At 69.4% G+C, this 22268-nt stretch carries 19 protein-coding genes; 14 read left to right on the top strand and 5 right to left on the bottom strand.

What is annotated here, in order from left to right:
• Window positions 1-126 precede the first annotated feature (126 nt).
• From ADL03_RS10165 to truA, 9 genes are all read left to right on the top strand, one after another.
• Window positions 127-801 carry a hypothetical protein gene (locus tag ADL03_RS10165; RefSeq protein ID WP_053733135.1) on the top strand — a complete coding sequence of 225 codons (675 nt, stop codon included), beginning with the start codon at window positions 127-129 and terminating at the stop codon, window positions 799-801.
• 122 nt (window positions 802-923) lie between these two features.
• Entirely contained in the window at window positions 924-1145 is a 222-nt protein-coding gene (gene infA / locus ADL03_RS10160) for a translation initiation factor IF-1 (protein WP_005166804.1), read from the top strand.
• 25 nt (window positions 1146-1170) lie between these two features.
• Complete coding sequence (gene rpmJ / locus ADL03_RS10155; RefSeq protein ID WP_010148647.1) at window positions 1171-1284, top strand: 50S ribosomal protein L36; 114 nt, start codon at window positions 1171-1173, stop codon at window positions 1282-1284.
• A 216-nt stretch (window positions 1285-1500) separates the two neighbouring features.
• Window positions 1501-1881, top strand: a complete 381-nt coding sequence (rpsM, locus tag ADL03_RS10150; RefSeq protein WP_053733134.1) for a 30S ribosomal protein S13 — start codon at window positions 1501-1503, stop codon at window positions 1879-1881.
• A gap of 37 nt (window positions 1882-1918) precedes the next feature.
• Window positions 1919-2326, top strand: coding sequence for a 30S ribosomal protein S11 (gene rpsK, locus ADL03_RS10145; protein ID WP_030472036.1), 408 nt, complete (start codon window positions 1919-1921; stop codon window positions 2324-2326).
• Between the two features lie 23 nt (window positions 2327-2349).
• Entirely contained in the window at window positions 2350-2955 is a 606-nt protein-coding gene (gene rpsD / locus ADL03_RS10140; protein ID WP_053733133.1) for a 30S ribosomal protein S4, read from the top strand.
• A 149-nt stretch (window positions 2956-3104) separates the two neighbouring features.
• On the top strand, window positions 3105-4163 hold the full coding sequence (locus ADL03_RS10135; protein WP_053733132.1) for a DNA-directed RNA polymerase subunit alpha: 1059 nt from the start codon (window positions 3105-3107) through the stop codon (window positions 4161-4163).
• Window positions 4164-4211: 48 nt separating this feature from the next.
• Window positions 4212-4793 (top strand): 50S ribosomal protein L17, encoded by a 582-nt coding sequence (gene rplQ / locus ADL03_RS10130; RefSeq protein WP_053733131.1) that lies wholly within the window; start codon window positions 4212-4214, stop codon window positions 4791-4793.
• Between the two features lie 5 nt (window positions 4794-4798).
• On the top strand, window positions 4799-5641 hold the full coding sequence (truA, locus tag ADL03_RS10125) for a tRNA pseudouridine(38-40) synthase TruA (protein ID WP_053733130.1): 843 nt from the start codon (window positions 4799-4801) through the stop codon (window positions 5639-5641).
• Between the two features lie 1180 nt (window positions 5642-6821).
• On the opposite strand, the gene ADL03_RS10120 is transcribed toward truA, so the two are convergent.
• Window positions 6822-8384 (bottom strand): S8 family peptidase, encoded by a 1563-nt coding sequence (locus ADL03_RS10120; protein WP_053733129.1) that lies wholly within the window; start codon window positions 8382-8384, stop codon window positions 6822-6824.
• Window positions 8385-9007: 623 nt separating this feature from the next.
• Here ADL03_RS10120 and ADL03_RS10115 point away from each other — a divergent pair.
• On the top strand, window positions 9008-9394 hold the full coding sequence (locus tag ADL03_RS10115; RefSeq protein ID WP_053733128.1) for a hypothetical protein: 387 nt from the start codon (window positions 9008-9010) through the stop codon (window positions 9392-9394).
• A 63-nt stretch (window positions 9395-9457) separates the two neighbouring features.
• On the opposite strand, the gene ADL03_RS10110 is transcribed toward ADL03_RS10115, so the two are convergent.
• Complete coding sequence (locus tag ADL03_RS10110; protein WP_053733127.1) at window positions 9458-10186, bottom strand: hypothetical protein; 729 nt, start codon at window positions 10184-10186, stop codon at window positions 9458-9460.
• Window positions 10183-11391 carry a type VII secretion protein EccE gene (gene eccE / locus ADL03_RS10105; RefSeq protein ID WP_053733126.1) on the bottom strand — a complete coding sequence of 403 codons (1209 nt, stop codon included), beginning with the start codon at window positions 11389-11391 and terminating at the stop codon, window positions 10183-10185. Before eccE ends, ADL03_RS10110 begins: the two co-directional genes overlap by 4 nt.
• A gap of 132 nt (window positions 11392-11523) precedes the next feature.
• Here eccE and eccB point away from each other — a divergent pair, with 132 nt between their 5' ends.
• From eccB to ADL03_RS10090, 3 genes are read left to right on the top strand one after another with little or no spacing between them, the layout of a single operon-like run.
• Window positions 11524-13284 carry a type VII secretion protein EccB gene (gene eccB, locus ADL03_RS10100; RefSeq protein ID WP_369808963.1) on the top strand — a complete coding sequence of 587 codons (1761 nt, stop codon included), beginning with the start codon at window positions 11524-11526 and terminating at the stop codon, window positions 13282-13284.
• Window positions 13285-13340: 56 nt separating this feature from the next.
• The gene (locus ADL03_RS10095) at window positions 13341-13673 is read left to right on the top strand and encodes a hypothetical protein (protein WP_053733124.1); all 333 of its coding nucleotides are present in this window, start codon (window positions 13341-13343) and stop codon (window positions 13671-13673) included.
• A 12-nt stretch (window positions 13674-13685) separates the two neighbouring features.
• The gene (locus ADL03_RS10090) at window positions 13686-14759 is read left to right on the top strand and encodes a WXG100 family type VII secretion target (protein ID WP_053733123.1); all 1074 of its coding nucleotides are present in this window, start codon (window positions 13686-13688) and stop codon (window positions 14757-14759) included.
• 74 nt (window positions 14760-14833) lie between these two features.
• Here ADL03_RS10090 and mycP read toward each other — a convergent pair whose 3' ends face one another.
• Window positions 14834-16267: a type VII secretion-associated serine protease mycosin gene (mycP, locus tag ADL03_RS10085; protein WP_082373025.1), complete on the bottom strand. Its 1434-nt coding sequence runs from the start codon at window positions 16265-16267 to the stop codon at window positions 14834-14836.
• Window positions 16268-16275: 8 nt separating this feature from the next.
• On the bottom strand, window positions 16276-17679 hold the full coding sequence (gene eccD, locus ADL03_RS10080) for a type VII secretion integral membrane protein EccD (protein WP_053733121.1): 1404 nt from the start codon (window positions 17677-17679) through the stop codon (window positions 16276-16278).
• Window positions 17680-17909: 230 nt separating this feature from the next.
• Here eccD and eccCa point away from each other — a divergent pair, with 230 nt between their 5' ends.
• Entirely contained in the window at window positions 17910-21926 is a 4017-nt protein-coding gene (gene eccCa / locus ADL03_RS10075) for a type VII secretion protein EccCa (RefSeq protein WP_053733120.1), read from the top strand.
• Window positions 21927-22268: the final 342 nt, after the last annotated feature.

Raw genomic sequence — 22268 nt, 5'->3', positions numbered from 1 at the left:
TCTCGACCCGAGGCGGGGGCCGTTGTCGTTGTGCGCACGCCTGCGGCCCGGCCGGTTCGTGCGGGAAAACCGGTTGTGGGCGCTCGATAGGGTCGAGGTGACGAACGAGCCAATGCTGGGGGCATTGTGGGGGTCACCCGTTTCGTCCTGTCCGCCCTTCTGATTCCACTCGCAGGCTGTGCTGCCTCGAAGCCGGCCACCGATCTGACCTACCAGGACGTCCGGCCGGACCGGATCGCCGACCAGCTGTTCCTCGCCGACGTCATCGCCGACGTGGAGGACTGCCGGCCGCCGTTCTCCGACCTGGTCGTCGTCCGGCCGAACTTCGCCGACCCGCCGCCACCGGTCGACGGCGGGTGCGGCGGCCGGGCGCGGGCCGAAGCCGGGCCGGAGTACGTCGAAGCAGTGACTCGCATCACGGAGCTGCACGACGCCGTGGCGCGCGAATGGGACGTGCGGCTGAAGTCGGGCCCGGAGGCCGCGGAGACGCGGGCCGCCGACGCCGCGCTGCTGCACTGCCTCGACACGGCGGGGTTCGGCCAGCGCGGTCCCGGCGACCCGAGCCCGGCCACCTACGGCGTCGGCTCCGGCGACGTCGCGCTCGACAACGCAGCTCAGCGGTGTTCTGACGAGACCACGTACGGGTGGCGCATCACCGTTCAACGGGTCCGCACGCTCCGCTCGGTGCTCGGTCTGCACGAGTCGGAGATCAGCCGCATCGGCGCGCTGCGGCCCTGGCTGGAGCGCTGCGCGCGGGAGGGTGGCGGAGCTGACAGGGCCCGATTTGGGTTGCCGGAGTGAACTGCGTACACTGGTCAGGTGGCGCATCCGTAGCGCCGGTTCCGTCGTGCCCTCCGAGGTGAGATCGAGCCGGGGTGAAACGCGTCCAAAGGTTATTACCACCGTCACGAAACGCGGAGGACATGGGCAAGAAGGACGGGGCCATTGAGGTCGAGGGCCGCGTAGTCGAGCCGCTCCCCAACGCGATGTTCAGGGTCGAGTTGGAGAACGGTCACAAGGTACTCGCGCACATCAGCGGCAAGATGCGTCAGCACTACATCCGCATCCTCCCTGAGGACCGGGTTGTCGTGGAGCTCTCGCCCTACGACCTGTCCCGCGGGCGCATCGTCTACCGCTACAAGTGACCTCCAGTAGCAGGAGATCTCAGGCGTGAAGGTCCAGCCGAGCGTCAAGAAGATCTGCGACAAGTGCAAGGTGATCCGCCGTCACGGCCGGGTCATGGTGATCTGCGAGAACCTGCGCCACAAGCAGCGTCAGGGCTGAGCAGTTCCCCCACGCGCTCGTCGAGCTCTTCGATGACGCAGTAACGAGAAGCCTCCTCGTACCTGCCGCACGCAGGGCTTCAAGCGTGCGGACACCCCCGGATTCCAGGCCGGGGCCGGGACACCGGTTGTGAGAGCAGCCGGAACGACACAGCGAGTCAGTCACCGGAACTGGACGAGGAGCAGACCTGGAAATACGACAGGAGTTAATCGCCACATGGCACGACTCGCTGGCGTCGACCTCCCCCGCGAAAAGCGGATGGAGATCGCGCTCACCTACATCTTCGGCATCGGCCGCACCCGTTCCAAGGAGGTGCTGGCCGCCACGTCGATCTCGCCCGACCTCCGGGTGAAGGATCTGACGGACGACGACGTCGCCACTCTGCGGGACTACATCGAGAACAACTTCAAGGTCGAGGGTGACCTCCGTCGCGAGGTCGCGGCCGACATCCGTCGCAAGATGGAGATCGGCTGCTACGCGGGTCTTCGGCACCGTCGCGGTCTGCCCGTTCGCGGACAGCGCACGAAGACGAACGCTCGTACCCGCAAGGGTCCGAAGAAGACCGTGGCCGGCAAGAAGAAGGCCGGCAAGAAGTAAGACCTCGGGTCTGCTGCCCTCAACTTAGGAGTCTGTTTTGCCACCCAAGTCCCGTCAGGGCGCCGGGGTCAAGAAGATCCGGCGCAAGGAAAAGAAGAACGTCTCGCACGGCCAGGCGCACATCAAGAGCACGTTCAACAACACCATCGTGTCCATCACGGACCCGATGGGCAACGTGATCTCGTGGGCGTCCGCCGGCCACGTCGGCTTCAAGGGTTCTCGCAAGTCCACGCCGTTCGCGGCGCAGATGGCTGCCGAGAACGCCGCCCGCAAGGCCGCCGAGCACGGCATGCGCAAGGTGGACGTGTTCGTCAAGGGTCCTGGCTCCGGCCGTGAGACCGCGATCCGTTCGCTGCAGGCCGCCGGTCTCGAGGTCGGCACCATCCAGGACGTGACCCCGCAGCCCCACAACGGCTGCCGCCCGCCCAAGCGGCGCCGGGTCTGAGGCACGGGGAGGAGTAAGAACTAATGGCTCGTTACACGGGACCCGCGACGCGTATCTCGCGCCGCCTGAAGGTCGACCTCGTTGGTGGGGACCAGGCGTTCGAGCGCCGTCCGTACCCGCCCGGCCAGCACGGCCGCGGCAGGGTCAAGGAGTCCGAGTACCTGCTGCAGCTCCAGGAGAAGCAGAAGGCTCGCTACACCTACGGCGTCCTCGAGAAGCAGTTCGTCCGCTACTACAAGGAAGCGGTTCGTCGCCCGGGCAAGACCGGTGAGAACCTGCTCCAGATCCTCGAGGCCCGCCTCGACAACGTGGTGTACCGCGCGGGCCTCGCCCGCACGCGTCGCCAGGCTCGCCAGCTGGTCGCGCACGGCCACTTCCTGGTCAACGGCCAGAAGGTGAACATCCCGAGCTACCAGGTGTCGAAGTTCGACATCATCGACGTGAAGCCGAAGTCCATGCCGACGCTGCCCTTCGAGGCTGCTCGCGCGTCCTTCGGTGACCGGCCGATCCCGGCTTGGCTGCAGGTCGTCCCCTCGAACCTGCGCATCCTCGTGCACCAGCTGCCCGAGCGCGCGCAGATCGACACGCCTGTCACCGAGCAGCTCATCGTCGAGCTCTACTCGAAGTGATCCTCTCCGAGCCACTGTCTTCTTCGGACAGTGGCTCGGGTCGGGTCCCGCTTCGGCGCGAAGGGTGCGCCGAGAGCGTTTGCCAGTCTCCGCGACTGGCTCCTGACAACGTCAAATAGCGGGCGTTGTCGTCCGAAGGGAAGAACCCAGTGCTGATTTCCCAGCGCCCCTCGCTCGGCGAGGAAGCGGTCTCCGAGACCCGTTCCCGGTTCGTCATCGAACCGCTGGAGCCGGGCTTCGGTTACACGCTCGGCAACTCGATCCGCCGCACGCTGCTCTCGTCGATCCCCGGTGCTGCTGTCACGAGCATCCGCATCGACGGCGTGCTGCACGAGTTCACCACGGTTCCCGGGGTGAAGGAGGACGTCACCGACGTCATCCTGAACCTCAAGGAGCTCGTCGTCTCGTCCGAGGAGGACGAGCCGGTGACCATGTACCTGCGCAAGCAGGGCCCCGGTGTGGTGACCGCGGGCGACATCGTGCCTCCGGCCGGTGTCACCGTGCACAACCCCGACCTGCACATCGCGACCCTGAACGGCAAGGGGAAGCTGGAGATCGAGCTCGTCGTCGAGCGCGGTCGCGGCTACGTCCCGGCTGTCCAGAACAAGCAGGCGGGCGCCGAGATCGGCCGCATCCCCGTCGACTCGATCTACTCGCCGGTGCTCAAGGTGACGTACAAGGTCGAGGCGACGCGTGTTGAGCAGCGGACGGACTTCGACAAGCTGATCCTCGACGTGGAGACCAAGCCCTCGATCACCCCGAGGGACGCGGTTGCCTCCGCGGGCAAGACCCTGGTGGAGCTGTTCGGCCTCGCTCGCGAGCTGAACATCGACGCCGAGGGCATCGAGATCGGCCCGTCGCCGGCCGAGGCCGACACCATCGCCGCGTTCGCGATGCCTATCGAGGACCTGGACCTCACGGTCCGGTCTTACAACTGCTTGAAGCGGGAAGGCATCCACACCGTCGGCGAGCTGGTTTCGCGCAGCGAAGCGGACCTGCTGGACATCCGCAACTTCGGTGCGAAGTCGATCGACGAGGTCAAGATGAAGCTCGTCGGCCTCGGCCTCGCGCTGAAGGACTCGCCTCCTGGGTTCGACCCCTCCGCCGCCGCGTCGGACTACCACCCGTCCGACACGGGCTGGGGTGCCGGCGCTGGCCTGGACCCCCACGACGACGGTCAGGACTACGCGGAGACCGAGCAGCTCTGACGCTCGTTTCAGAGCAGAGGATCGCAACAGTTACTACAGGAGCAAGCGATGCCCACCCCTACCAAGGGCCCCCGGCTCGGTGGGTCTCCGGCGCACGAGCGGTTGCTGCTCGCCAACCTGGCGACGGCGCTGTTCCAGCACGGCCGGATCAAGACCACTGAGGCGAAGGCGAAGCGGCTGCGTCCGTACGCCGAGAAGATCATCAGCAAGGCGAAGGCCGGCGACCTGCACAACCGCCGCGAGATCATGAAGGTGATCCGCGACAAGGACGTCGTGCACAAGCTGATCGCCGAGATCGGTCCGTTCTTCAGCGACCGTTCCGGTGGCTACACCCGCATCACCAAGACGCTGGCGCGCAAGGGCGACAACGCCCCCATGGCCATCATCGAGCTGGTGCAGCAGAAGCTCGTCTCCACCGAGGCCGAGGCTGCGCGCAAGACCAAGTTCGCGAAGGACGAGAAGCCGGCCGCCGAGGTCGTCGACCAGGACGCCGAGGCGCCCGAGTCCGCGACGAAGGACGCCTCCGACGAGCCCGCCGAGGGCGCTGTCGAGGTTGACGGCGAGCCGTCGGCCGAGGACGTCAAGGCCGAAGAGGCCAAGGACGAGGCTGCCGACAAGGACAAGTCCTGAGCAGTATGTTCGCTGACGAGCCCGCCGTTCCCGGTTCCGGGGACGGCGGGCTCGTTCGTGTGCGCTTGGACCTCGGCTACGACGGCACCGAGTTCTCCGGCTGGGCCCGCCAGCCCAACCGCCGAACCGTGTGCGGCGTGCTGGAGGACACCATGTCCATGGTGCTGCGCGAAGACGTCGTCCTGACCGTCGCCGGCCGCACCGACGCCGGCGTGCACGCCTCCGGCCAGGTGGCTCACGCCGATCTCCCCGCCACCCTGGACGTCCCCGCTTTCCCGAAGCGCCTGGCCCGAGCGCTGCCTTCGGACGTGCGGGTGTTCTCAGCGCGAGTCGTCCCACCCACGTTCGACGCCCGCTTCTCCGCCCTGCGCCGCCACTACGAGTACCGCGTGACCGACGCCCCCTTCGGCGCGCACCCGTTGCGCCGCCTGGACACCCTGGCCTGGCCGCGCCCGCTGGACGTCGATGCGATGAACGCCGCCGCCGCGTTGCTGCTGGGGGAACACGACTTCTGCGCTTTCTGCAAACGGCGCGAGGGCGCCACCACGATCCGTGAGCTGCAACGGCTTGAGCTGGCGCGTGGGGATGACGGGGTCATCACGGCGTTCGTCAGCGCGGATGCGTTCTGCCACTCGATGGTCCGGTCGCTCATCGGGGCGTTGCTGGCTGTCGGGGAGGGGCGGAAGGCCGTGGAGTGGCCTGGGGGGCTTTTGACGTTGCACGGGCGGGCCAGTGGGGTGACTGTGGCTCCGGCGCACGGGCTGTCGTTGGTGCGGGTGGATTTTCCTGGGGATGAGGAACTGGGGGAGCGGGCGGCGGTTACCCGGCGGGTGCGGACGTTGTCCTGACCTGGGTTCGTGGCTGTGTCACCTTGACGCCGGCGTTGGGGTGCGTCCGTTGTCTGTCGCCTTGGGTGCGGGGTTGGGTTGCGTCCGTTTGTCTGTCGCCTTGGCACCGGGGTTGGTCAGGCAGGGACGTCGTTCGGGGTTCATCGCCGCTTCGCGACGATAGCGATTGGGGCTTGGCGATGAGTCGGCCTTAAAAGGCCGGGCATAAGCGAGCCCGGCCGATCCCTACCAGGGTATCGCCCCGCCCTCAAAGTCAAGCCCCAATCGCAGGTCAAGGGGCTTGTCACCGCTGCCGATCGAGGGAAAGTAGAAACGCCTCGCTTCGCTCGACGGGTGCGGAAAGCCTGAGGTCGGGGGAGGTTCGTCTCGCTTCGCTCGATGGGGGGCGCTGTCCCTGGCGTCGCCTTGATGCTTCGTCTCGCTTCGCTCGACGGGCGTGGCCGGGCCTGCGGATTGGGTGTTTCGGCCTCCCGGAACTGTCAGGCCTTCCCGATCTGTGCGGAGCGCCGAGTATCGCCGAAGCGGCCACCGTCGGGCTGGTCAGACCTCCCGGAATTGTCAGACCCACTGAGTAGCGTGGGTCGCGGGGGAGCCGAAGTGCGAGGGGACCCCTGCGTCAGCCTGCCCGGCGAGCGATTGCTCCCCCGGCGTGCTCCGCATCCTCGCGTGTCCGCCTTCCGCCTGCTCGTCTGCCTAGCTTCCGACGCCCCTGCTCGGCTCGCCGCCTGCTCGGCGCCGCCCGCTCGGCTCGCTCAGCGCCACCGCGGCGGCCCGCCTCGTCCAGCGCCGCCACAGCAACCAACCTCGCCAAGCCCGCCCCCTGAGGCCCACCGCGCCAAGCCGCCTGCCGGGCTCGCCGCCTGCCCGGCTCGCCAGCCTGCCCGGCTCGCCGTCTGCCCGGCTCGCTCAGTGCCACCGCGGCGGCCCGCTTCGTCCAGCGTCGCTACAGCAACCCACTTCGCCGTGCCGCCCCGGTGGCCCGCCTCGCCCAGCGACAGCCACAGCAGCCGACCTTGCCAAGCCGCCCCTGAAGCCCACCTCCCCAAGCTGCCAACGTCGCCAAGCGGCCCGCCCGGTCCACCCCGTCCGCCCGGCCCATCTCAGCCGCCGACCCGTCAAAGGGAGGAGCCCCCGGTGGGGACCGGGGGCTCCGAGGGGTGGAGAGGAAGCGGAGCGAGACCTACAGGTCGAGCGTCCACGAGTCGATGTAGCCCGTGTCCTGGCGGTACAGGTCGCGGACCCGCAGCTGCCAGGTGCCGTTGGCGTCCTCGGTGGAGACGTTGACGGCGTAGGTGGCGTTGATGTCGTCGGCGCTGTCGCCGCTGCTGGCGACCTTCAGGAGTTTCGTGGTGCCGGAGGGGGCGATGAGGGCGAGTTCGAGGTCGCCGCGGTAGGTGTGCTTGATGGCCACCTTCACGCTGGCGGTGGCGGTGGCTTTGCCGTTGCACTCGGCGATCGTGATGGACGAGGTCACGGACGAGGCGTCGGGGATGGGGGTGTCGGTGTCGTTGGTGGCGGCGGGGCACTGGCCGGGCGGGTTGCCGGGGGTGGTGCCGGTGACGTGGAGGAGTTTGTTCGGGGAGCCGGTGCCGGGGTTGGTGACGACGTCGGAGGTGGCGTTCTCCACCAGGGCGTCGCGGACCTGTTGCGGGGTGGCAGTGGGGGAGGAGCCGAGGAACACGGCTGCGGCGCCGACCACGTGCGGGGTGGCCATCGAGGTGCCGGAGATGGTGTTCGTGGCGTTGTCGTCGGTCAGCCAGGCGCTGGTGATGCCGGTGCCGGGGGCGAAGATGTCGAGGCAGGTGCCGATGTTGGAGAAGCTGGAACGGACGTCGGTGCGTTCCGTGGAGCCCACCGTGATGGCTTCCGGGGTGCGGGCCGGGGAGGTGTTGCAGGCGTTGGCGCCGCTGTCGTTGCCCGCGGCCAGGCCGTAGGTGACGCCGGCCTCGATGGAGCGCTTCACGGCGTCGTCGACGGTCTGGTTGGCGCCGCCGCCCAGTGACATGTTGGCGACCGCGGGCTTGCGGGCCGGGTTGCCCTGCACGTCGGCGGTGACCCAGTCGATGCCGGCGATGACGCCCGCGAACGTGCCGGAGCCCGAGCAGTTCAGGACGCGGACGGCGACGAGCTTCACGTCCTTGGCCACGCCGAAGCGGGTGCCGCCGACGGTGCCGGCGACGTGGGTGCCGTGGCCGTTGCAGTCGGTGGCATCGTTGTCGTTGTCCACGGTGTCACGGCCGTGGGAGGCGCGGCCACCGAAGTCGGTGTGGGTGGTGCGGATGCCCGTGTCGATGATGTAGGCGGTGACGCCGGAGCCCGCGTTCGGGTACGTGTAACTGTTGTCCAGCGGGAGCGCGCGCTGGTCGATGCGGTCGATGCCCCACGACGGGGTCGGCGTCTGCGTGTCGGAGATGTGGACCTCGGCGTCCTGCTCGACGTAGGCGACGCTCGGGTCAGCGGCGAGACGCTTGGCCTGGGTCTCGGACATCTGCGCGGAGAAACCGCGCAAAGCGGACCGGTAGGTGTGCTTCACCTGAGCGTCGTACTTGGCGCTGAGGTTCTCGACGGTGGCGGTGCTGAAGTCCTTCAGCACGACGATGTAGTTGTCCTTGACCGCGTTGGCCGCACCGAGGTTGCGAATCTCCCCCTCGGGCGCAGCGGTGGCGGAGACGGACGTCAGCGCGAGCGCCGTGCCCGCTACCAGTCCGATTCCAGCCGCTCGTCTGAGCCACGATTCACCCATAGCTGCGTGCTCCCTCGTCGCCGGGTCCTGCAGGTGAAGTTTTTCCTAGTGGCGTGGACGGATTGCGCACAAGAAGTTTCACGGATTAAGACGCGTTCGGCCATTCCACAGATTTCGGGCTCATGTGAATTAGTTGGTGCAGCGGGTCTATGGACAGAACAATGCGGCTTTTGGGAAGCGGGCGGCTCGCGTCTGGCCCGACCGGCGGTGCCCCGACGGTCCTGAAGTCGGTCCAGGTCGGGCCGGTGTGTGCGCTCCAGGCCGCAACGCAGGGAGATCGGGCGGTTACGTCGGGCGTTCAAGTGCGGTTGTACATGTATCTCTCGTGCTCTACGTTCGGTTGTGGGAACGCAAGGTTTTCCGGAGTTTCCGAACATGGGGCTGGGGGGCTCAGATCGTGCTTCCGCGCGTCGGGAAGATCAATGCCGGAACCGTGTCGGTGCGGTCCGCCAACGGCAGAAGAGTGACCTGTTTTGCCTGGTGAACCGTGTTCGCAGGCTCGGTGACACGGCGTCTCGTCAGCGCGTCCTCGGCTCGATTCTGCAATCAGACAACGCACGCTGAACAGCACGCGGTGTGCTGTTCGGATTTGGTGACCCTGAATCATCTAGGAGAAACCAGAAATGATTCGTCGCTTCGTCCAGCTGGCCGCGATCACCGGTGCGGCCCTGGCGTTCATGACCTCGACGGCCGGCGCCACGCCCGTCACGGTGCCGACCGCGCCGGGGGTCCTGGCCTGTCACAACGCCGACGCCCCCACCCAGACGCCGGGCTGGGTCCACGGCAAGGGCTGGGGCAGCTGCGCCCAGAGCGTGGACGTCTTCGTCCAGCGCCTCCGCGCGTGGGGCTGGGTCATCGAGGGCACCGCCCACTACAACGGACCGGGCAGCGCCGTCGCGTCGTTCAACTGCTCCGGCTCCGGCTACTACACCTACCGCACGCTCGTCCAGTGGCGGGACGGCAGCGGCCCGCAGAGCGCGATCTCCGGTGAGAGCCGCTTCAACTGCTGAGCCGCTGACAACACGACCGCGCCCCCGGACGGATCACCGTTCGGGGGCGCGGTTCGTCGTGGCTCAGTCGCCCCGGCGCACGGCTCCGAGGATCTGCTGCTCGGCGGGCGTCGTGTACAGGCGCAGGTGCGCCCACATGTCCTGGCCCATCGCGATGACCTGGTCGTCCTTCAGCTGGGTCAGCTGCTGGAACATCTGCGGCCGCAGGCGCCACATCTGGCCGGCGAGCTGCGCCTGGCCCATCGGGAGGCGCTGCAGCAGCACGAGGTCCGCGTTGTTCGCCGTGGACGAGGCCTGCGGGTGCAGGTACGGCAGCACGTACATCGTCGTCTGCCACGGTGCGCGCGGCGGGAACAGCTCCTGCGGGACGTGGCCGCCGTCGTGGATGACCAGCAACGGCATGTCCTCGGTCGGGCGCGGCAGGTCGGCCGGCGACAACCGGCGCAGCTGCACCAGCTGGGACGGGCGGCCGTCCGGGCCCTGGCCCGCGGCGCGCACGACCGGCTGCCACGCCTGCGGGCGGCCGGTCGCGATGATGATCCACGCACCGGTCGCCATGGCCCGCAACGCGATCTGGCGGGCCAGGTACAGGCCGCCGACGACGACCATGCGGGTCGGGGTCGGGCGCAGCACGGACACCGTGAGCGGCTCGCCCTTGACGCCCTGGCCGAGCATCATGCCGCCGCGGTCACCGCTCGGGCTGACCAGGTCGAGCATGTTGGGCGACACCAGGAACTCCGGCGCCACCGCACCGCGGCCACCGGTGTCCAGCAGACGGGTCGACGTGCTCATGCCACACCTCCCAGCGGCAGCGTCGCGGCGAGACCCGCGAGCTGCATGCCCCGCAACGGGGTCAGCGTGATGTCGAGCTTGTCGCTCAGCTTCGACAACTGGTCGTCGGCGCGGTCGAGCTCGCTCGGCGTGCGGGCGCTCACCCGCACCAGGCCGCGCAGCGAGACCTGACCGTCCTCACGCGACGGTGAGATGGACATCGCCAGCGTCGAGGACAGCGCGCGCACACCGGTCAGCGAGTTCAGGCTGCCCTTGAGGCCCTTCGACGGCCAGCCGGTGATCGCGTAGCTCGCGTGACCCACGCCACCCGCCGTCACGCCGGACCACTTCTCGCGCAACGACACCGGGTTCGTGTTGCCGACGGCCGCGGTCAGCTCGGCCGAGGAGATCGCCGCGCGCAGCAGCTCGTCGGAGTCGAGCGGGCGGATCGCCACACCGGCGGACTCCAGGGCGTTGCGGACGCGGGACAACGCGCCGATCAACGCGCGGTGCGCACCGACGACGCCGCCGCCACGCTCGCGGATCGCCTCGCCGCAGCGGCGCGGGTCCAGCCGGACCGTGATCCACGTGGTGCGCCGGGCCGCAGCGGGCAGCGGGCCGAGCACCTCCATGTACGAGCTGACCGCCGGCGAGTTCGGCGGGAGCGCCGCGCTGCCGGGGTAGCAGTGCCAGATGACCGTGATCGCGTCCAGGACGACACCGCGGTCCTCCAGGCACGGCGCCAGCGCGCCGAGGGGGAGCGACGGTGCCGAGCCGACGGCGGAGATCAGCGGCGGGGTCGGGTCGACCAGCAGCACCGCGGTCCACACGCCGTCGTGCCACGACAGCGCGAGCGGGCGGCGTTCGTGGTCGACGCCCTTCGCGATCACGAGGTCGGGGATCGCCAGGCGCAGCAACGCGACGCGCGGGTCCTCGGGACCGAGCACCTGCATCTCGTCGTCACCGGGCTTGGACTCCTGCGGTGCGTCGCGCTTCGCGGTGCGGGTGTGGGAGCGGAAGCTGTAACGCAGGCGCACGCCGATCCACTGGGTCAGCCAGCGGCCGCGTGAACGGGTGAAAGCGAGGACCAGTGCGATCAGCAGCACGGCACCGGCGATCGACAGCGAGACGACGTTCAGGTTGCCCGCCCCGTCCTTCACCCCGGCGAGCGTGAGCACGAGGAGTGCGATGGCGAGACCGACCTCGATCGTGACTACGTTCGACACGGGCAAGGAGCCCAGGCTGACGCCGGCCGCCCTGCGCCGGACACGCCCGACGGGACGCGGAGGCGCCGGTGCCTGCTGGCCAGGACCGCCAGGTCCCTGCGGCCGTGCCATCCCTGGGTTCGGCCGGGGCGGATGTGGAGTGGTCACGGACATCCGTTGTGGTCTCTTTCCCCTCGATGGTCGGTGGGCTTGGCGAACCGGCCCACGGAGCAACCTGCGTCCGGCTATCCTGCCGAACCGTACCGCGACTGGGAGAGCAGCGAGCCGAGAATGGCATCAACACCCACCACCAAGTCACAGGTCCAGGCCTACCAATTCGTCCTTCGGCGGATGCAGTCCGCCTTGGTCCGCAGAGACGCGGTGATGCTGCATGACCCCATGCGCAACCACTCGCGCGCGACCACGGTCGGTGTGATCCTCGGCATCGTCGGCCTCCTGGGTTTCCTGGTGTACGGCTTCTTCAAGCCGGCACCGCGCCTGGACAAGGAAACGCAGATCGCCATCAGCAAGGAGACCGGTCAGGTCTACGTCGTCGACAACACGTCGTCCACACCGGTCCTGGTGCCGATGACGAACCTCGCGTCGGCACGTCTGCTCTGGTACTCGAAGTCGAACCCGGACCAGGCGCAGAGCGGTGGCGGCGACGCGCCGGGCGGCTCGGTCGGCGGCGAGCAGGGCCAGGCCGCGGGCGGCGAGCCCAAGCTCGTGAGCGAGGCCGCGCTGGCCAAGTACCCGCGCGGACGGCTCACCGGCCTGCCCGACGCCCCCGACGTGCTGCCGAAGGCGGACAACCGCATCGACGCGCAGTGGTCGGTCTGCGACACCCTCGACCTGGACGCGTTCCGCAGCAACCAGGCCGCGGACAACCAGATCAAGACCTCCGTGATCGCCGGCGTCAGCGAGGGCAACGGCCAGCTCGGCGACAACGCCGTCCTCGTGCAGCAGCGCACGGGCGCCAAGAAGGCGTACCTGATCTACAAGAAGCCCGAGGGCTTCAACATCTCGTCGTCCACGGTCCGCGCCGAGGTGGACCTCAGGGACGACAAGGTCGTCAACGCGCTGAACCTGCGCAACAAGCAGCCGCGCGCGGTCAGCACGGCGCTGCTCAACTCGATCGCCGAGGCCAAGCCGCTCAAGGCGCCGGACATCCCCAAGCAGGGCCAGCCGGCCACCTACGTCACCGAGACCAAGGTGAACATCGGTGAGGTCATCCAGGTCAGCCTGACCGGCACCCAGCGCTTCATGGTGGCGCTGGAGGACGGTTTCCAGGAGGTCGGCCAGACGGTCGGCGACCTGCTGCGGTGGGCGTACGCGAACAACAAGAAGGCGACCGAGCTGTCGCCGAGCGCCGTCACGAACCACCTCGAACCCAAGAACAAGCTCGACCTCACGCAGTACCCGGAGAAGCCGCCGACGACGATCGAGCCGAACGCGAACAACGTCGTGCTGTGCCTGGGCTGGAAGGGCGAGAACTACACCTCGCAGAACCGGACCCAGCACGCCCAGCACACCGCGCTCACCATCGGTTCCTCGCTGCCGGGCCCGAAGGACATGAGCCCGGTCCAGCTGGGCGCGCCCGGTGCGGCCGGCGAGATCATCGACCAGTTCCTGATGCTGCCCGGCAAGGCCGCGGTCGTGCGGGCCAGCCAGGGCGTCGGCGACTTCGGCACCGGACCGGTCCACATCGTGACCGGTCGTGGCGTCCGCTACGGCGTTCCCGACGCGGGCACCGCGGCGGCGCTGGGGCTCGACGGCGCGTTCCCACCGGCACCGAACGACATCCTGAACCTGTTGCCACAGGGTCCCCAGCTCAACCGCGGCGACGCGAACCGCAGCTACGACGCGATCCCGGCCGTCAAGGGCACGATCAAGGACCCGGCGCAGCAGAAGTGACGGGAACCGTTTCGGGTGCACCGCAGTCCTAGGGGTGCACCCGAGATGGCACCGTCGTGAGGGGACAGTCCGTGGCCGGTCAGATCACCGTCAACCCCGAGTGGCTGGAGTCCTACGCCGACCGGATCGACGGGACGACGGACGACCTGCGGCGCGTGCGGGACGCCATGAAGGTGTCACCGCTGCGCCCGGAGTCGTTCGGCGAGATCGGCAGGACGCTGGGCAACGCCCAGGGCTACGCGCGGGCGGCCGAGCTGTTGAACGCCCAGCTCGCCCGTGCCTGCGACACCCTCGACGCGGCGGCCAAGGGGCTGCACGCCGTGGCCGAGCACCACGGGTACAGCGAGGAGGAGGCCGTTCACGGCCTCAAGAAGGCCGATCGCAGGTAGGGGAGCTCCAAGGTGGCCGAGGACGGCAGGCAGGTGGCGGCCGAGGCGGGCCCCGAGCTCGACTTCCTCTCGCGGGTGAGCCGCGAGCTGGGCGTGGTCGACCTCGTCCACGACTTCTTCGACCCGCTCGTCGGCGACTGGAACGACCTGCGCGACGAAGCGGAACGCTGGCGCAAGGCGGCCAAGGTGACCGAGGCGGTCACGAAGCACGTCGCCGGTCCGCTCGGCGGCGTCGACGCGGCGTGGCAGGGCAAGGACGCCGACGCGTTCCTGGAGCACATGCGCAAGGTGGGGCTCGCCGGCGGTGACATGTCCGACGCCATGACCGTGATGGCCGACGCCCTCGACGAGACCGCCGACGCGGTGCACGACATCGTGCGGGACATGGCCCACGTGCTGGCCGATGCCGCGGACTCGGTGTCCGGCACGGCGTCGCTGCCGCTGGAGGGCGACAACCGGGCCCGCGCGCACATCGAGGACCTCAGGGACCCGGTGCGCGAGCTGTTCGAGTCCGGCCGGCAGGTGCTGGAGGCGTTCCTCAAGCTGTGCGACGGGGTCTCCGGCGCCGAGGGCGACTTCGGCGCGGTGCGGATGGAACACCGCTACCCCGAGCAGAACTGGACCTACAGCCCGCCCGTCGCGTCCGCGGAGGTCAGGGAGCCGGCGAAGGCGTCTATCACGGCGGCCGCGAGCACCGGCGTCCCGGCGAGCGGGGTCGGCGCGGGTGGCGTCGGTGGCGGTGTCGGAGGTGCGGTCGGCGGTGTTGGTGGTGTTGGCGGTGTCGGTGCTCCGGCCGCGGCGCAGCAGATGCAGTTCGGCGGGGCCACCGGCGTCAGTGAGACGGCGCCGCCCGCCGAGCAGGGTGCTGCGGCGGCGGGGGCTTCCGCGGGCGCTGGAGGGCGTTCCGGGGCCGCTCCCGGCGGTGGGCAGATGATGGGCGGCATGGCGCCGATGATGGGCGGCATGGGCGGCGGCCAGCAGGGCGGCGACAAGGAGCACAAGTCGAAGCAACGGCTCAGCGGCTCGATCGACGACCTGCTCGGCAAGCCGAAGAAGGCGGCGCCGAAGGTGATCGGCGAGGACTAGCCGGAGAACCGGCAGAACGCACGACGGCCCCCGTCCAGAACTGCGGACGGGGGCCGTTTTCCGTTGCGGGAGCGCTACACCGGGCTGCCGCGCCTGCGGTTGGCCGAGTTGCGGATGAACAACGTGAGCGCCAGCAGCACCGCGCCGATGCCGATGCCGGACAGCGCCACGATGATCGGCGGCCAGTCCAGGCTCTTCGGCGGCGTGGGCGAGGTGATCATCACCTGCGGTTCCGGCGCCTTGAAGCCGGGCGCCTCCGCGGGGAGCACGGCGGTGAGCGCCGCGACCGGGTTCACCATGCCGTGGCCGGTCTTGTGGTCCTTGCCCGTCACGTTGCCCGGCTGCAGGGCCGTCGCCTTCAGCCGCGCCATGACCTCGCGCGCCTTGAGCTTCGGGAACCGCTCGCGCACCAGTGCGGCGATGCCGGCGACGTAGGGCGAGGCGAAGCTCGTGCCCTTGATGTCGGTGGTGGCGTTGGCCGTGACGTTGGCGTTGGTCAGGCCTTCACCCTTGGGGTCGACCGAGATGATCTCCTCGCCGGGGGCGGCGATGCTGACCCACGGGCCCCAGACGCTGAACTCGGACACCGCGCCGGAGCTGCCGATCGACGCCACGGACAGCACGTCGTCGGCGAACCACGCCGGGGACGAGATGACCTTGACGTTGTTCGGGTCCATGTTGTCGTTCTGGGCCGGGCAGCCGTTGCCCTGGTCGTCCCTGTTGCCGGCGGCCGTGACGATCACGACGTCCTTGACGTCCACGGCGTACTTGATCGCGGCCTGCAGCGACCTGTCGTCCGCGCTGAAACCCTTGGGAGTGCCGCAGTTCGTCAACGAGATGTTGATGACCCTGGCGCCCTTTTCCGCGGCGCGCACGATCGCCTGCGCGAGCGTCTTCACCTTGCCTGCGCCCTTGCGAGCCTCGTTGTTCGCGTCGCCCTTGAACTCGTACCGGTCGCTGGTCTGGCGGATGGCCAGGATCCGCGCGTCCGGTGCGGCGCCGACGAAGTCGCCCTCGGTCTTCTTCGCCGCGGCGACACCGGCGACCTCGGTGCCGTGGCCGTCGCAGTCGTCCGTGCCGTTCTTCGTCTCGTCGACGTAGTCGCCGCCGGGGTCGACGCGGCCGTTCAGGCGCGGGTTGCGCGGGTCCACACCGGTGTCGATGATCGCGATCAGGATGTTCTTGCCGGTCGCGAACCGGTGCGCCTCGTCGAGGTTGAGGCTCAGCTGGCCCCACGGCATGCGCTGGATCAGCTCACTCTTGGTGTCGGACGCGACGCACTCCTTGTTGGTGCGCACGTACTTCACGTCGGGCTTGCCGGGATCCGCGGGTGGCGCGGTGCCGGGCGGCAGCGGCGGCGGTACCGAGTTCGGCTTGGCCGAACCCGTCGGCGCCGCCGAGGACGTGGGCGCCGACGAAGACGACGGTTGTGCGGCGGAGGCGGCAGCGGGCACCGTCCCCGTCAGCAGCAGCAGTCCGGCGGTCGCGGCCGCCGTGGTGCGCCTCATACCGGTCCTCATGGCGTGATCAGGCTCCGGAAGACGGAGTACATGTCCATGACCGCGAGCGCCAGCGGCACCACGGCGGCGATCATGATCGCCTCCAGGATGTCCACCGTGCGGCGCAACGGCGGCGAGAACCGCTGACCGGGGAAGATCACGCCGAGCACCAGCGCGGCCGCGCCCAGCACCAGCAGCGTGCCGAACACGAAGACGATCCGGTTGAACTCGGACGCGCTGACGATCCAGCTGATCAGGATGCCCGCCGCGGCGAACATGCCGGTCGAGAGCAGCGCCACGGCCTGGGCACCGTTCGCGTACGCACGACCGCGCATCATCAGCACGATGGAGACGACGACGCCGTAGATCGGGCCCCAGACCGTGCCGGCACCGGAGGCGACGATCGCGGCCAGCGCGGCGACCACGCCGGTGCCGATGATCATGCCGGTCAGGTACTCGTGGGCGACGGCCGTGCGGCGCTCGATGACCGCGAACTCCGGGAAGCCGCTGTCCTCCTTGAGGTCCTCCGCGTTCGTCGGCACGACGGGCGGCGGGATCTTGGCGAGCTGCAGCGTGATCCGGGGCAGCATCGACATCGCGCCCAGCGCCACCGCTCCGGCCGCCGCGGCCACACCGGCCAGCGGGTGCTCGACGAACGTGGCGACGAGGAACGCGAGCGCGGAGATCGTGCCGGCCGTGGCCGCGGCGATGAACACCGTGACGCCCTGGCCGATCAGCAGGATGCCGCCCCACGCGAAGATCATCATGAGCGCGGAGGCGAGCAGCATCTTCGGCTCGAAGTTGACGCCCGGCACGGCGTGGAAGCCCGCGACGAACGCCATCGGCAGCGAACCGCACGCGGCGATCAGCACACCGGTCGACGCCGCCTTGTACGCACGCGCGATGGTGGCGCCCGTGGCGAGTGCCGCGATGGCCGTCACACCCGCCGCGATCGCGGCCGCGAGAGCGCTTCCCTTGCCGGCGGTGGTGACCGGTCCGGAGAGGAACAACGCCACGGCGGAGCCGATCAGCGCGAGCGCGCCGGCGAGGTGACCGAACTTCTGCGCGGTCTCCTTCGTCCACGGCCGGAACGAGTCCGGGTCGGACTCGGCGATCGCGTCGACCACGTCGTCGTACAGCGGCGGCGGCGGGTTCTCGTTGCGCCGCCGCAACTGCAGCAGTTCGCCGTCGACCACGCCGAGCGACGCGAGCGTGCGCGCGGGGTCGAGCGGGCTGTCGCCGAGCTTCGCGAGGCACCAGCCGCCGTGCCGGACACCGCCGTCCGGAGTGGCCTCTCTCGCCATGTCGAGCAGCATCGGCAGGAGATCGGCCACCGCCACGTCGGCAGGCAGCGCGACGTCGATACGCGTTCGAGGTGCCACCACCGTGACACGGCTGAACACCGTCGTACCGGTCGCCACCAGGGCCCCCTAAGTCAGATCAGCACTTACGAATCAACGGCCCGACCCTATTGGTCCACCTGGACGCTCGGCGGGCGGCCCTAGTATGGCCGCACCGGCGCCATCCGCACCTGTGGTTCGCAGAACACGCTCGACTGGGTTTTTTCCCGACCCAGCATCGTGACGCGCGCGGATGCGCAATAGTGTCGGTTGCTACTGGTGGCGTAACGAGTTGAAGAGGTGCCTGTCAGTTGAGCACGCTGCAGTTCAAGCGAACGGCACGCCTTGCTGCTCCCCGGCCTCCGGGCGGTGAGGTCCACCTCGAGCCGCCGCCAGAGGTCCCCCGGATCATCCCCGGCAACATCATGATGAAGGCGATGCCCGTCGTCATGATCGTCGCGTCCGTGGGCATGATGGGCATGATGTTCGTCTACTCGAACAGGCAGCCCATGGCGATGCTCATGCCCGGCATGATGCTCATCTCGACCGTCGGCATGATGGCGGGCGGCATGGGCTCCGGCAAGGGCCAGAAGAAAGCCGAGATGAACGAGGACCGCAAGGACTACCTGCGGTACCTCGGCCAGATGCGCGACAGGGCCCGCGAGGCAGCCGACGAGCAGCGCGCCGAGCGCGAGTGGGTGCACCCGGACCCGCAGCAGCTGTGGTCGCTCGCCACCACCCGGCGCATGTGGGAACGCCGCCAGAACGACCCCGACTTCTGCCACCTGCGCGCGGGACGTGGCTCGCAGCGCCTCGCCACCCGCCTGGTGCCGCCGCAGACCGGTCCGGTCGAGGAGCTGGAGCCGATCGCGACGCTGGCACTGCGCCGGTTCGTGCGCGCCCACTCGCTGGTGCCCGACCTGCCGATCTCCATCGCATTGCGCGGTTTCGCCGCCGTCGGCCTGCTCGGCGACATCGAGGACCGCCGCGACCTCGCACGCGCCCTGCTCGCCCAGCTCGTCACCTTCCACGCCCCCGACGACCTGCTCATCGCGGTCGTCAGCGCGGGCCGCACCAAGCAGCAGTGGGAGTGGGCGAAGTGGCTGCCGCACGTGCAGCACCCCACCGACATCGACGGCATCGGCCAGCGCCGCATGATGGCGAACTCGCTCGCCGAGGTCGAGGCGATGCTGGACGAGTACCTGCGCGACCGCCAGCGGTTCACCCGCAACGCCCCGCCGCCGCCGGACCAGCCCCACATCGTGATCGTCATCGACGACGGCGACATCAGCCGCGAAGAGATGATCATCCTGGAGGAGGGCCTGGTCGGCGTCACGCTGATCGACCTCTCCGAGTGCCTGGGCAACCTGACCGCACGCCGCGGTCTGCGCCTGGTCATCGAGAACAACCAGCTGGGCGCCCGTTCCGCGAGCGGCGTCGAGTGGTTCGGCGCGCCGGACAAGCTGTCCGTCGTCGAGGCCGAGGCACTGGCCCGCAGGCTCTCGCCGTACCGCATGGGTGCGGCCGGCGAGGTCGGCGGCGACGGTGGCGAGGACCCGTTGGCGATGAACAACAACCCGCCGCTGCTGGAGTTCATGGGCATCCCCGGCGACCCGATCACGTTCGACGTGCAGCAGGCGTGGCGGCCGCGGCCCAAGCGCGACCGCTACCGCATCCCGTTCGGCATCGGCGAGCACGGCCAGCAGGTCGAGCTCGACATCAAGGAAGCCGCCGAGGACGGCATGGGCCCGCACGGCCTGTGCATCGGCGCGACCGGTTCCGGCAAGTCGGAGTTCCTCCGCACGCTGGTGCTCGGCCTGCTCGCCTCGCACTCCTCGACCGCGCTCAACATGATCCTGGTCGACTTCAAGGGTGGTGCGACGTTCCTCGGTCTGGACAAGGCACCGCACGTCGCCGCGACGATCACCAACCTCGCCGGCGACCTCAGCCTGGTCGACCGCATGAAGGACGCCATCGCCGGTGAGGTCTCCCGCCGGCAGGAGGTCCTCGCGAAGGGCAACTACAAGAACGTCTGGGACTACGAGAAGGCCCGTGAGAACGGCGCCCAGCTCGACCCGTTGCCCGCGCTGTTCATCTGCATCGACGAGTTCTCCGAGATGCTGACGGCGAAGCCGGACTTCATCGACATCTTCCTGCAGATCGGTCGTGTCGGCCGGTCGCTGCAGATGCACATGCTCCTCGCGTCGCAGCGGCTGGAGGAGGGCAAGCTGCGCGGCCTGGACACGTTCCTCTCGTACCGGATCGGTCTGAAGACCTTCAACGCGGCCGAGTCGCGTGCGGCGATCGGTGTGCCGGACGCCTACGAGCTGCCGCCGATCCCGGGTTCCGGTTACCTCAGCGTGCAGGGCATGCCGCTGACCAGGTTCAAGGCGCTCTACGTCTCCGGCACCTACCGGCCGTCGGGCATGCAGTCCGCCGGTGAGTCGGTGGCGGTGCGCAGCGACAAGCGCCCGCGGTTCTTCGTGCCGGACTTCATCGAGATCCCGAAGGAGCCGGAGCGCCCGGTCGAGGCGGTGCCGGTCCCGGCCGCGCCCGTCAAGGAGGACGCGAACGAGCCGACCCAGCTCGAACTCATCGTCGACCGCCTCGTCGGCCAGGGCCCGCCCGCGCACGAGGTGTGGCTGCCACCGTTGAACGAGCCGCCGACGATGGACACGATGCTGCCGCCGCTCGACGTGACGCCGGACCGTGGCCTCACGCCGCCGCAGTACCCGGCCAACGGCACGCTGCAGATCGCCGTCGGCGTCGTCGACAAGCCGTTCGAACAGCGCCGCGACCTGCTGTGGGCCGACTTCGCCGGTGCCGCCGGCCACGGCGCGGTCGTCGGTGGCCCGCAGTCGGGCAAGTCGACGCTGCTGCGGTCGATCATCGCGTCGATGGCGCTCACGCACACCCCGCAGGAGGCGCAGTTCTACTGCATCGACCTCGGTGGTGGCACGCTCGCCTCGATGGAGAACCTGCCGCACGTCGGTGGCTTCGCCGGCCGTCTCGACGTCGACAAGGTCCGCCGTATGGTGGCCGAGCTCCAGACGCTGATCACCGAACGCGAGCTGCGGTGGCGCGAGCAGCGGATCGACTCGATGGCCGAGTTCCGCAACCGCCGGCGCCGTGGCGAGATCAAGGACGACCACTTCGGTGACGCGTTCCTGGTCGTGGACGGCTGGATGAACTTCCGCCAGGAGTTCGAGACGGTCGAGCCGCAGATCCAGGCCCTCGCCGCGCAGGGCCTGTCCTACGGCGTGCACGTGATCGTCGCCGCCAACCGGTGGGCGGAGATCCGTCCCGCGATGAAGGACCTCCTCGGCACCCGCTTCGAGCTGCGCCTCGGTGACCCGAGCGAGTCCGAGATCGACCGCAAGGTCGCGCAGAACGTCCCGCCCGGCCGCCCCGGCCGCGGCCTGACCGGCGACAAGCTGCACTTCCTGACCGCGTTGCCGCGCATCGACACCTCGCAGGACCCGACCACGGTCTCCGCGGGTGTCCAGGACCTCGAGGCCAAGCTCAACCAGGCCTGGCAGGGCCCGCGCGCACCGCAGGTCCGGATGCTGCCGGACGTGCTCGACCACGCCCAGCTCATGGCCCAGGTCCAGCAGACGAAGCCGAACCGCGGCCACCTGGTCCCGGTCGGCGTCAACGAGGACGAGCTCGCACCGGTCTACTTCGACTTCGACGCGGACCCGCACTTCATGGCGCTGGCCGACGGCGAGTCCGGCAAGACGAACATCCTGCGCACGATCGTCCGCGGCATCATGACGAGCTACACCTCCTCGGAGGCGCTGATCGTCCTCGCTGACTACCGCCGCACGATGCTCGGCTTCATCGACACCGACCACCTCCTGACCTACGCCGTGTCGTCCACGCAGTTCGCCGACACGATCAAGGAGGTGCGCGGCTCCCTCGGCCGCCGCATGCCCGGCCCCGACGTCACCCAGGAACAGCTCAAGAACCGCTCCTGGTGGACCGGCCCCGAAGTCTTCGTCATCGTCGACGACTACGACCTCGTGGCCCCCCAGGGCGGCGCCAACCCGCTGCAGCCGATCGCGGAGTTCATCCCGCAGGCCAAGGACGTCGGCCTGCACGTCGTCGTCGTCCGCCGCATGGGTGGCGCCTCCCGCGCCATGTACGACCCGATCATGGGCAAGCTGAAGGAGATCGCCGCGCCGATCTTCGTCGGCTCCGGTTCGAAGGAGGAGGGCGCCATCGTCGGCAACCTCAAGCCCTCGCCCCAGCCCCCGGGCCGCGGCACCCTGGTGACCCGCAAGGCCGGTCAGCAGCGCATCCAGTTCGCCTGGATCGCACCCGAGTAACTCGTTGCTGCTTCGTGGCCCTCGTCGCTTCTCGCGGCGGGGGCCACCGGCTTTTTCCGGGCGTGAAAAGGGCCCGCACCCTCTCGGCTGCGGGCCCGCGCAGGCAGCAGGGGTACCACCTGCTCCCCCCATCGGCCGGACCCGGCCGGTGCGATCAAGAGGGAGTGGACCGCACCGGCCGGGCTGCTCCGTCGAAGGCCTTACCCCCAGGATCGGCCTTCTTCGAACCGGTTGCCCCAGACTCTGCCGCACGCCGCTCACGCGCCGCTCACACTTGGATTACCCGGCCGGCCGGGCTGGGCTGGGCAGGGCCGGGCTGGGCAGGGCCGGGCAGGGCTGGGG

It is taken from the genome of Nocardia sp. NRRL S-836, assembly GCF_001279525.1.
In the GTDB taxonomy this organism is placed as follows: Bacteria; Actinomycetota; Actinomycetes; order Mycobacteriales; family Pseudonocardiaceae; genus Lentzea.
Note: the sequence above shows the minus strand (reverse complement) of the source record. Positions and strands in the feature narration are given on the sequence as shown.